This window comes from Terrabacter sp. 01T434, assembly GCF_056398545.1.
In genome coordinates this window covers 1-12,021 of the sequence record NZ_JBFTPP010000008.1, presented here as the reverse complement: position 1 = coordinate 12,021, position 12,021 = coordinate 1, and the positions used below count along the sequence as shown (strand labels likewise).

General features: G+C 66.6%; 6 protein-coding genes and 1 pseudogene. 3 read left to right on the top strand and 4 right to left on the bottom strand.

The features are described 5' to 3' along the window. Nucleotides 1-22: 22 nt before the first annotated feature. From AC1DIW_RS16500 to AC1DIW_RS16490, 3 genes are all read left to right on the top strand, one after another. Nucleotides 23-2,041, top strand: a complete 2,019-nt coding sequence (locus AC1DIW_RS16500) for a hypothetical protein (protein WP_478109524.1) — start codon at nt 23-25, stop codon at nt 2,039-2,041. Continuing rightward, a complete protein-coding gene (locus tag AC1DIW_RS16495) occupies nt 2,038-3,240 on the top strand; it encodes an AGE family epimerase/isomerase (RefSeq protein WP_478109522.1) in 1,203 nt (400 codons plus the stop codon). Before AC1DIW_RS16500 ends, AC1DIW_RS16495 begins: the two co-directional genes overlap by 4 nt. 200 nt (nt 3,241-3,440) lie before the next feature. Beyond that, nucleotides 3,441-4,808, top strand: a complete 1,368-nt coding sequence (locus tag AC1DIW_RS16490) for a ferredoxin reductase family protein (protein ID WP_478109520.1) — start codon at nt 3,441-3,443, stop codon at nt 4,806-4,808. Nucleotides 4,809-5,029: 221 nt separating this feature from the next. Here the strand turns inward: AC1DIW_RS16490 and AC1DIW_RS16485 are convergent, their stop codons facing one another. The 4 genes and pseudogenes from AC1DIW_RS16485 to AC1DIW_RS16470 form a co-directional block, all read right to left on the bottom strand. Then, a complete protein-coding gene (locus tag AC1DIW_RS16485) occupies nt 5,030-8,653 on the bottom strand; it encodes a hypothetical protein (RefSeq protein WP_478109518.1) in 3,624 nt (1,207 codons plus the stop codon). Between the two features lie 91 nt (nt 8,654-8,744). Next, nucleotides 8,745-9,377 (bottom strand): hypothetical protein, encoded by a 633-nt coding sequence (locus AC1DIW_RS16480; RefSeq protein WP_478109516.1) that lies wholly within the window; start codon nt 9,375-9,377, stop codon nt 8,745-8,747. 1,486 nt (nt 9,378-10,863) lie between these two features. Then, the gene (locus AC1DIW_RS16475; RefSeq protein WP_478109514.1) at nt 10,864-11,682 is read right to left on the bottom strand and encodes an NAD(P)-dependent alcohol dehydrogenase; all 819 of its coding nucleotides are present in this window, start codon (nt 11,680-11,682) and stop codon (nt 10,864-10,866) included. Nucleotides 11,683-11,893: 211 nt separating this feature from the next. Further along, nucleotides 11,894-12,021: pseudogene (locus AC1DIW_RS16470) on the bottom strand (IS110 family transposase); the annotation flags it as partial.

Below are 12,021 nucleotides of genomic sequence, written 5' to 3'. Positions count from 1 at the left end.
CAACCAGTGAGAAGGAGCAGTCTTGATCACCCGTCGGACCTTCATCGCCGGATCCACGGCAGCGGCCGGGCTCGTCATGGGCGCGACGGGTGCGCACGCCACCGGAGTCCCGCAAGCGCAGCACATGGCACCGGTTCACCCGTTGACGAACCTCGCACACCTGCGCTGGCTCCTGGACTCCGTTCCCCTGCAGTCCAGCTCGACGCACACGACGTACGAGATCGCGGCGCGGCCCAGCGCCCAGGCGCCCTGGACCTACGCAGACGCCCAGCCCGCCGGTGGCTGGCGCCGGGTCGGAGGCGGGTCCTTCGACCCGGCCACCGGGCACTGGTCCCAGGGGGCCTACAACGCCGACGACATTGCCCGGGCAGCCGTGGTCTTCATCCGGCACTGGGTGTCGACCAGGGACGCCTCGAGCCGTGACCACGCGGTCGAGCTGCTCCGGACGCTGACGTTCCTCCAGGACGCGACGGGACCGTATGCCGGCAACGTCGTGCTGTGGATGCAGGCCGACGGGACGCTCACCCCGAGCGCCGAGCCGCGCGAGCTGCCCGACCCCTCCGACAGTGACGAGTCCTACTGGCTCGCGCGCACCGTCTGGGCGCTCGGCGAGGGGTATGCCGCGTTCGCCGCTGTCGACCCGGGCTTCGCCGGCTTCCTGCGCGAGCGGCTCCAGCTGGCCGTCGGCGCGCTGGAGCGGGCATCGTTGCGGCGCTATGGCACCTGGCTCGTGGCTGACGACGTCCGCATCCCCGGGTGGTTGATCACGGGCGGCGCGGACGCGACGGCCGAAGCGTGTCTCGGGCTCGCGGCATACGTCCGCGTGGCCGGTACCGACACGCGGGCACGGACCGCGCTGGCGCGCTACGCCGAGGGCGTTGCGGCGATGCGCAGCGGACAGGTCGGGGTGTGGCCGTTCGGTGCCATCCTCCCGTGGACCGGTTCGCAGAGCCTGTGGCACGCCTGGGGCGGCGAGACCGGTCAGGCGCTCTGCCGGACGGCAGCGGTGCTGGGGAGCTCGTCGCTGCGTTCGACCGGGCTCTCTGATGCCGGGTCGTTCACCCCGACACTGCTCGCCTCCGGCGGTCCCTACAACGCGTGGGCGCCCCTGCCGGGCGAAGCCCAGATCGCCTACGGCGCGGAGGGCCGCGTCGCCGCGCTCCTGGCCGCGGCCGACCTGACGGGGTCCGACGGCTTCCTGCAGCTGGCCGGGCTGGCCGGGGGATGGTTCTTCGGCGCGAACCCCAGCGGAGCGCCGACCTACGACCGCGCCACGGGAGCCACCTTCGACGGGGTGGAGTTCGACGGCCGGGTCAACCGCAACTCCGGCGCCGAGTCGACGATCCACGGCCTGCTCGCGATGATCGCGCTCGACGCGCATCCACAGGCAGCCTCGCTCGCGGCGTCGGTCACCGGCTACCGCTGGGTGGGCCTGCACCACGTCGAGGCCGAGTCGGGTGTGCTCGAGGGCGGCGCGGCCGTGGTCACACCGCCGTCGACCTGGACGGGGGCAGCGAACTGGTCGGGCGGGGCGTACGTCTCGGTGCCTCGCGGCGGCTCCGTGCGGCTCGACGTCGTCGGCGACGACGGCGCGTTCGTCCACCCTGTCGTCAACCGCCGGAAGGGCCGGCTCGGGACCAGTCGCTTCGTCGCGGTCTCGAAGCACGGACGTCGTACCCTGCTCGGCAGCCTGGACAACGGCGGACTGCGCGAGACCGGCGTCGTCGAGGCCGAAGGACTGCTGCGGCCGTTCCCGCTGAGTCGCCCACTCCCCCCGGGGACCGTGGCCGTCGTCGTCGAGTCCGACGGCGACCTGCAGCTCGACTGCCTCCTCCTCCAGCCCGCGGTCTCGACGGTCCGCTATTCGAGGAGCGAGGGGCGCGCGGCCGTCCTCTACGTCAACGCGGACACCAGGCCCTCCACGACTCCTGCCGTGGCACCTGGCCGCGGCTGGACGTGGAGCGCCGACGGGAAGAGCGGCGGCGCAGCGCACTCCCCGATGGTGCGCGTGACCGGCGGCGGCTTCGCCATCACCCGATGACTCCCTGGACACAGCTGCCGACCCACCAGCGGTGGGCCGAGCAGCGGTTCGCCCGGCTCATCGAGTTCGCCCTCCCGAGCGTCCTGCCGCAAGGCGGCTTCGCCTACCTCGATGGCGACGGCCACGCCATGCCGGGCCGCCAGCCGACACTGCTGCTCACTGCCCGTATGACGCACGTCGCCGCGATCGGGTCCGTGCTCGGCATTCCCGGGTCCGAGCGGCTGCTCGCGCACGGGCTCGACTCGCTCACCGGCCCGTTCCGCGACGAGGTCGACGGCGGGTGGTTCGGCAACCTCGAGAGGGACGGGAGGAAGCTCGCGTACGAGCACGTCCACGTCATCCTCGCCGGAGCCTCCGCGGCGGTCGCCGGCGCACCTGGCGCCCGCGCCCTGCTCGACGAGGTCGTCGACGTCGTCGAGCGGCGCTTCTGGAACGAGGAGGAGGGGGCGCTCAGCGAGTCCTGGTCACCGGACTGGCGCGACCCCGAGCCGTACCGAGGCGCCAACGCGAACATGCACGCCACCGAGGCGTTCCTCGCGCTCGGCGACGCCATCGACGATGATCTCTGGCACGCGCGGGCCCTGCGCATCTGCGAGCGGATCATCAACCGCGACGCCCGAGCCCGGGACTGGCTGATCCCGGAGCACTTCGACGCGGACTGGAACGAGCTGCCGGACTACAACCTCGAGAGCCCCCACCACCCGTTCCGACCGTACGGTGCGACGTACGGACACTCCCTCGAATGGGCCCGGTTCCTGTGCAGCCTGCACGCCTCCCCACGCGTGTCCGGCGACGGCTGGCTCCTGGAGAGCGCCGAGGCACTGAGCCGAAGAGCGTTGGGGGCGTGGGGCGTCGACGGTCGGGAAGGCCTGGTCTACACCGTCGACTGGGATGCGCGCCCGGTGTCGAACCTCAGGCTGCACTGGCCCGTGTGCGAAGGGATCCAGACCACCGCGATGCTTCGGCGCGTCACCGGCAACGAGGTGTGGGAGCAGTGGTACCGCCGGCTCTGGGACCACGCGGCCACGTACTTCCTCGACTCGTCCGGAGGGTGGATCAACGAGCTCGACGACGACATGCGCGAGGGTGGCACGGTGTGGCCAGGGCGACCCGACGTCTACCACGCAGCCGGGGCGTACGTCGGGCCCCTTCTCCCGCCGTGGCCGTTCATGACAGCGGCTGCAGCGGACCGGGGTTGAGGCCGCGCTGGTTGGAGCTCGCCGGCGAATGAGGAGGACCACGCGGCAGCACCGACGGGCAGCGACGGATGGGTACGTCATGGCCGACGGCCTGTCCACGGCCCCGCCGGTGTGGCCCCGATGGCCGACCGGCGGGGCGCAGGACGTCGGGCTGACCCGCTGCACGGCGCCGTGCACCCGATAGAAAGCGATGACTGAGCATGGCCGTCGAGACCCAGGTCTTTCACCGCAGGCCCTACCGCGGCTCGCACACGGTCACGCGCGTCGTCGGTCCCGCCTCGATCGCCGCACTCGTCACGGCATTCGCTGTGCTCTGGCTGCTCGCCCGGCCACGCGGGGACGTGGGGCCGTTCGTCGGCCAGCTGATCGGGGCCGAGGGCGTCCTGCTCATGTCGGTGGGGCTCGTCCTCATCAGCACCCTGCGCTGGGTGGAGCAGTTCTTCGACGGGGTCGACAAAGCCGCCGTGTGGCATCGTCGGGTCGCCATCGCCGGCACGATCCTCATCGGCGTCCACATCGCCACGACCGGGAACCACCACCCCACGCACCTCGGCCCGACGCTCGGCACGATCGGCATCGTGGGCCTCGCAACGCTGACCGTGTGGGCCATCGCTCCGCGCTGGCGCTCCCTCACCCCTCCCCGGCTGCGCCAACCGGTGGAGCGCCTCATGGAGACGTCAGCGGTCCAGCTCGTCGGGCGGTGGGTCGGCGGCTACGGCCTGTGGCGGGGGTTTCACCGGCTCACCGGAATCGTCCTCGCCTTCGGCTTCGTGCACGGGGTCATGGACTCCACCGTCTTCGGCTCGCAGCTGCTGCGCTGGTCCTATCTCGTGGCCGGCGGTGTCGGGATCGCCTTCTACCTGTACCGCGAGCTGCTGGCCCGGCACTTCGCCCACACCCACGACTACGAGGTGTCATCGGTCGAGCCCATCGACGACGCGTCCTTCGAGATCTGGCTGCGCCCCCTCGGGGAGCGCTTCGCCTTCCGCCCGGGACAGTTCGCGCTGGTCAACCTCGAGGCCCGTGACGGCTGGCACCGCCACCCCTTCACCATCGCGAGCGGGCCGCAGGAGAAGGAGGTCCGCATCACCGTGCGCGCCCTCGGCGACTTCACCTCGAGCATCGGCGAGCTCGTCGAACCCGGTATGCCGGCCGTCATCAGCAGCCCGCAAGGACACTTCGACTACACCCGCGGCACCGAGCACCAGGTCTGGGTCGCCGGTGGCATCGGCGTCTCGCCCATGCTGAGCTGGCTCCGCTCCGCCGCGCCCGGCGGGCTGCCGCACCGGGTCGACTTCTTCTACACGGCCCGCGGGCCCGCTCCCCTCGCCGACGAGGTCGCCCACCTCGCCGATCATCACGAGGAGCTCCGCCTCCACCTCATCGACACCGCGGCATCGCCCCGGCTGACGGCTGAGCACATCCTCGAGACCGCGGGGACGGAACCTCGCGAGCTCTCCGCCTTCCTCTGCGGGCCCGAGCAGATGGTGAGCACGCTCCAACGCGAGCTCGTCCGGGCGGGCGTCAAGCCGACCAACGTCCACCGCGAGTTCTACAACCTGCGCTGAAGCGGTCCGTGCCGTCTCGGAGCCATTGGGGCGCCATCGGTCACGCCGCATGCCGCCGGCGCTGACACAACGGAACCGCGCTTGAGCCGACGTTGCCCTTCACAGGTTGGGCGCTCCGCGGCCACGCGGTGCGCCCATCCCGCCCACTATGGGCGTCTCACACCGCCCAAAATGCACCGCCTCAGCGTTCGCCAAGAGGTTGAACCGAGCAGGCCCCGTATTTAGCTCAACCGCTCCTTTGCCCCGCGACGGCCCGCGGTTCTTGTGGGAGCTGGGGCGAGTCCTAGGACGTCCAAGTCTAAGTCGTCGAATGGGATAACCGGGATGGTGCTCGATGCTACGAGTGGTGTTACGAGTGGGTCACTTGTCACGATTATCCCTACCACGGAGCTGGCGGCAGGGTCCGCGTTGACCCCAATGTGGGTCAGCACGGCGGCCAGATTGGTGCTAAGCCACTGGATTCGTCGAGCATGCTTGTCCACGGTTGATCGCTCTACCCTTTTGCCCTGCTTGCCCCTGAACAGTTTGGTGATCTCGTGCTCCATCTCCGAAGGAGTTCGAGCAACTTCGAAGTCCTTGGCTTCAACTGCGAGAACGGTGCGGGTGCCGGGATGCCATGCGAGTACGTCGATGTCCCCCAAGTCGAGGCCGTCAGCGTCGGCGATGCGTGCGCCCGCAATCTTGTTCACTGACAGTTCCGCGGTAAGTCCAAGGCTGCGTAGTCGTTCTGCGACGTCGGCGGCGTAGCCGTCGTTGATTCGGCGGCGCGCCGCGGAGATGTACGCCTTCATCGCTTGTGTCTTGGCGCTGGATTGCAATCGACCTGAGGTAAGGCTGGAGAGCCAGTAGGGGCCGGTGTTGAGGACGCTGCGGAACCCGAACACCAACTCGTCCCCTTGAAGGATTAGCGGTCTGCGCACGTAAGACACGTCGCGGTTGAAACGCCACGGGGCCGCGTCGACACCGATACTCATGAAGGTTTCTCGCGGGTTGAGTGTGATGGCCTTAAACACCGTATTGACGAGATCTGGGTCGAGATTGCGGCCAGTGGCGATCCGCGTTATGGCGTCGGCCTGGGCGATGTGTGTGACCCCGTCAGCGGTTCCGAGGTCGAGCAGGCCGCCGCAGACTTCGCGTAGGTCCGTAAGGGTGAATCCGTACTCGCTCCGCATGGCATCTGCGCTTTCATTCACGAAGTCAGACCCCGGTGCAGCATTGGTGTCATCCGGTGGCGGCTGAGTAGCCGTTCGGATCGCCCTCGCACCGGCTGCTTCGGCGTATGCCTTGATGGCCTTGTCGACAGGTTCGTCACGGCTCATGCCGAGGCGCCCCGATTTGAGGATGGACACGTCGAAGTCTGCGAGCTTGTAGTGCAGAAAGTCGGACGCTGTTCCGCGCTCAATGATTTCCTGAGCAACGGCAAGGAGCCGGTTGTAGTCCCGTGTGGCGGGCAGCCGTTCGCCTTGCGGTGGTTGAGCGGCGACGTATTCGATGAGGAACCTGTTCGCTCGCTGTGCGCTAGCGCTCTTGCTGCGGTGCTCGACGAGCTCCTTGGTCGTTTCAGCGTCGGCGCCGAAGCAAGCAAGACGTGACCGGAGCATCCTTACGTTGTACTTCGCGAAGTAGATGAGTGCCTCGTTCTGCGCGACGAGGTAGTCGAGCAGCGCTCGTTGATCGTAGCGCGCGATGTGGGTCTCCATGAGTTCGAAGAGGTGAGCAACGGCCTTGTTCAGCACCGCGGGCCGGTCACCACCCGTGAGCGGTCCTACTGGGAGACCGGCACCGTCCGGACCGCTAAGCCATTCGCCGAGTTCGTCGAGTATTTGTGCGGTGACTTGCTCATGCCCAGTGAGAGGCACGGGGAGCCGCTCGGCGCGCATGTCGGGTATGTCGTTTTCGTTGAAGGCGTTGAGCATCCGTTTCGGTCCCAGCGGCGCGACCGCATCCAGGAGTGCATCGACGTCATGGGCGCCAACGGAGAACAACTCCCTAAGGAGTGCTTCGACGAGGTGCCGTTCAGCAACGTTCGCTTCCTCCTGCAGTTGGGCAACGAACAGGTCGGTGAATCGAAGGTTGACGGTGTTGTCCGCGTGAACCACAAGGATGGGTTGCTCGGCGGTGGCGACGCCCTTCAGGCGTGTCCACGCTTCCGCAGGCCCCGGCGACACAACCAGCTGGCATCTCGGGGTAGGTGGTGTGAGTTCGGCGCGAATGATGCATTCACGCACCCAGAACGACACAGCTTCCAGGAGCAGCGCGACTACCTCTGCGGATGGGTCGTCACGCAGGTCAGGGGTTACAAAGACTGCGTGTGTCCCGACCTCGACGACGTACCCGACGAACGAGGCGTTGGAGTTGATTGTGAATATTTCCGGGGTGTCTCGGTTGTACCGCCGCTTGGCTTGGACCATCGGCCGGCCCTCAATGGGCGCCTCTACGCCATGACGGTCGGTCTCCTCGAAGAACTTCTCCCGTTCGAAGAACCCGCCACCAGCCTGGAAGACAACAAAGGTGGGCATGCCGTCATCGGAGAAGTAGAACGACTTCTCGTGGTCTGCATACGACGTGTATTCGTCAAGAATATTCGTCGACATTGATTCGCCCGACCGACGAGCGGCCGCTTCAGCGAAGTACAGCAGCCCGAGGGCACCGTCCGGCTCTCTGTGAAGCATGACCTCCAGGTCATCGGCGCGCGCCATCAGCACCGGATCTGCCCCATCCACGTTCGGGATACCCCAGAACGCGGAGCGGCCCGGACTGTCAGTGACGACTAGGTGCAACACCGTCTCCGCCAACGAGTACGTGGAACGCTCACGGGGTTGAATCAGATGACCAATGCGGTCGAGGACCGCCTGCGTGTCATTGATCCCCCACATCTCGTCCGGCACCCAATCCGTGAGGGGGTCGGTGGCGCCGATGATGTGTAGGTCGGTTGTGGCGTCGATGGAGAACAGATACCTGCTCATCGACTCGTCCTCCGACAGAACCTGTCGCTCTGCGTCATGAGGAAGCAACCGCTCGACCCGACGTAGGGCGGCGTCGCGGTACCTCCTTCCGAGTTCTGCGAGTTGCGTCTCCTGGTAGGCGAAGCGAAGCATGTGATAGCGGATGGTCAGCAGAAGGTCGAGCGGCACCGCAACCTGGTAGCCATCCGGCAGCCGGAGGAACGGCATCTTTAGAAGTCGGTCCTCTACGACGTCGTCGTCGCATGGATCAGTCAGGTCGCCGGGGTTCAGGGCGAACGTGTCTACGACCATCCGGAGCCAAGGGCCATGCGCTTCCAAGTCTCCATGAGTGAGGAACGCTGCCTGCCCCAACTCGTTGAGTCTCGTCGCGCTCGGCACCTCGATCGGCGTGCCCGGAGCGCGGCCCGGGCGAGTCCCCCTGGGTAGGCCGGCACGCGTCAGCACTAGGTTGCTCACCGTGAGAAGACCCTGGATAAGTTGCCGCATAGGAACCCGAAGCTCCTTCGGCGTCCAGTCCTCACGGAACACCGCATCGGCAAGATTCTCCACATCACCAACGGTGTGCTCACCAGTGCCTGGCGACACGAGATATTCGCCGCCAAAGAAGCTCATGCTCTGGACGAGAACCTCAGAGTATGGATCCTCCTGGCTCGCGATTCCGCTGCCACCGATGTCGTCCCGCTTGAGTAGGGCCCGCACCGTGCTCGAACTCAGCGGTTTCTGGGAGCCGTCTGCGATCGCCATGCCGAGCGCGGCGAGGCGATGCAACCGCACCAGACGTGACGCGTTGGATGGCATCAACATCAGCCCGGCGGCAGCAATCACGATCGCGGGTCCCCCGACGTGTACAGGAGCGTCTACAACCACAGTTCCGACCACCGCCCAATGCTGTCATCCGGCGCCGACACCCTGGCTCCTTTCGGCGCTTCATTCCGCCGCGAGCCGAGCGGCCCCTCTCAACCGCGTCCCACTATTGGGGCCGGACCCCTGCAGCGACGTCATTCGTCTCGCTGACAGGCGGCCATTCAGGCTCGGGTAACGGTTCCACCGGCATCCTCTGTCCGAGGCGGTGAGCCTTCAGTCGCTCGACGAGGCCGGAGACGCTGCGCCCGAGCGTCCGGTGCGCCTCTCGATGCCAAGGATCGAACCTGGCTCGAGCAGCGCCTGGCCTCCCGGCCTCCGAGAGGTCGCGGTCGCGGCTGAGACTCAGGAATTCGAGCAACGCTTTATGGACGGCTTCCGCGTCACGCCGCAAGGTGGCCTCTTGGAGCGCCGGAGCATGCAAGTTGAACACCTGGCCTGCGTCTGTGCTGATTTCCCGGCGCTGGTCCTCACGCTGCTCGCGGGTCGTTCCCTCCCTTCCAAGAAGCCCGGCATGGTGGCGCAACTCGATCAAACCGACAGTGAGTTGGCCAGCCGCCGCCCTTGACTCGCTTTCGAGTGCGTCCTGGCGCGCGCCGCGCTGCGTCAGTCGCACTACCCAGAGCGCGACCAGCGCCGAGACGATGCCGCCCACAATTGCAGCAAGTGCTGCGCCCGCGATGCCGTCCCAGATCACTGCTGCTGTGACGGTCCCGGCGTCTGGGCCCTGTGTGCTGAGCATGCTGAACAGCATGGCGCGGGACAGGCGGCCGAGGTGCAATGGCTCGCCGCCGGGGATCGATACGCACAGTCAACCGCCCCGACAGAAAAGGAACGGCGAGGAAGACAAGCCCGTGACATCCGGTGAGCCTGCGCCAACCTTGCGAAGATGTGAAGACGCGCCCGCGGCTCCAGTCTCAGAAGGACTTGGAGAGGCTCGATGAAGCGCAGCAACAATGACACGTCACGCTAACGCGTCTCCAGGACGTCCGTCTCGACACCGACGGGCCGGCGCGGCAGACGACGAGGGCACCTCTGCTGCCCCGCTGTCCGTCGGTGATCCCGACCCGACTTACATCTCGCCTATCCGCATCTTGAGGGCACGTCTTACCGCCGCCAGAGGGCGCACTTGCCGCTGGGGCCTGCCTTGGGGGGCAGGCGGCGCGAGGTTGGCCCGGCTCCCTCGGCGTCGTAGCCGTTCCAGTTTGTGGCCTATCCGCGGCGGTCAGTGGGCCAGCAGCTGCAGAGGTCACCTATCCGTGCAGCAGACCCGACTGCTCACCGCGGCACTTAGGTACTTGATGAGTTTGATGACCGAGGGATGTCACGTCTTGAATAGGACGTAATTTCCGCTTCCTTCGTGGTTATGTGTTTCACCGGCCGGGCAGACCCCCGGGGTTGAGCTGCCCGCAAATGAAAGCCCTTGACACTTGTTACACCAGCGCCAGTTGTCCTGAGTTTCTGGAATTGAAACGGAGGTATTTTGAACGAGATCGTAATTTCCGCTTCCCGCGTGATCGTGCGTTCCACCCGCAGGGCAGCTTCCCGTAGACGAGCTACCACCAAATGCCAGCCCTTGGCACTTGGTGCACCAGCGCCAGCCATCCTGAGAGGAGGGGAGCAAGATGGGTGGGTTCTGTACCAGCCTGTAATTTCCACTCCCGGAATGGTCGTGCGTCTCACCCGCCGGGCACGCTCCCGGGGATGAGTTTCCGGCAAAACCTAGGCCCTGACATTTGTTGCACCAGCGCCAATTGTCTTGCTCGTATTTAGCGGCGGCGCCTATTGCCGCCATTATAGCTGCTACAGTCATTTCTTTCTCCCCAACAGTCTAGAGGGTCCGAAACTTCTCCGTCTCGGCCCGGACACTGAATGGCGCGGCTGTACGAAGTCGATTACGCCGACGCGCGAGCTTGACGAACCTGGCCCGAAGCCGATCGGACGCTGAGTCGATCTTTGACGGGCTTCGACTTTGGGACATGAATCGTCATTGACATTGTTGACAGAAATCAGATAGTCCGTCGTGATCACACCTCGAAGGTATGACTGGCCCGGATGAAGACCCGCCCAAATCCTCCCGAATGTCCATTTCTAACGGGCAAGATCTCAAGGTCCAGAGTAGCGCCAAGATCCCACTCGGATATGCGTTTCGCTACTCCTTCACCGTTGCCTTTATGTGGCCGTCCGCGGCGAGGCGTCCCCGTTCAGACGGCCCGAGCGCGCCATGTTCAGGTTGGGGTGATGACGACCTTGCCGAGGGCGCGGCCCTGCCCGACGTGGGCCAGCGCTTCCGGTACCTCATCGAGCGGGTAGGTGCGGCCGATGTGGATGCCCACGTGACCGGCGAGGCACAGATCGGTCAAAGGCTGGAAGTGGGCCGGACCCGGCTTCACGGCTAGCACCCCGAGGTGGCGGCCCGTGATCATGCCCACCGTCGCACCGATCGTGAGCACCCGAAGCAGTGATCGGACGGACCCGCCGACGCATCGGTACCAGCCGCCGGGAGCGAGCGCGCGACGGTAAGCGAACACCGACCGGTGGGCCACGAGGTCCAGGATGAGGTCGTACGGCTCGTGGCCCCGGGTGAAGTCATCGCGGCGGTAGTCGATCACCTCATCGGCACCGAGGGTCCGCATGAACTCCAGCTTGTGCGCGTTGTCGACGCCGGTGACGTGAGCACCAGAGCGCTTGGCCAGCTGGATCGCGAAGGAACCAGAGCCGCCGCCCGCACCGTTGATGAGCACTCGGCTCCCGGTCGAGGCGCGGGCCGTGCCCTGAAGCGCGATCGCGCCGGCCTGCGGGATCGTCGACGCCTCGGCGAAGGTCAGCTCCGCTGGCTTGAAGGCCAGGGCCGACTCGCGGGCAACCGAGTACTCGGCGAAGCCGCCCATGAGCTGCAGGTTGTCGCCGTAGACCTCGTCACCCGGCTGGAATCGAGTGACGCCGTGGCCGACGGCCTCGACAAGCCCGGCGATGTCCGAGCCAAGCGTCGGACGTCGCGGCGCGCGCAGCCCACCCAGGCGCGCGTACCCGGGCGAGCCACGCAAGGCCCTCCCAGTCGCTGAGGTTGATCGACGTTGCCGCGATCTTCACCAGGACCTGCCCGGCAGCGGGGGACGGAGTCGGGACGTCCTCCATACGCAACACGTCGGGGCCCCCGTAGCGCTCGTAGACGACAGCCCTCATGTCCCCTCCAACGCGGCCATGCCTCGATCCTGTCAGGCCTGCGCCAAGGGCCTGCGACGCTCCTATGCTTCGTCAAGCGCCTGTCGTGGTGTTTTCGAGTAGGCGATAGAGGTCGCGGGCGACGTAGCGGGCAAGGCAGCGTTTGATTTCTCGGCCGGTCTTGCCTTCGGCAGTGCGGCGAGCGACGTATTCGCGGGTGG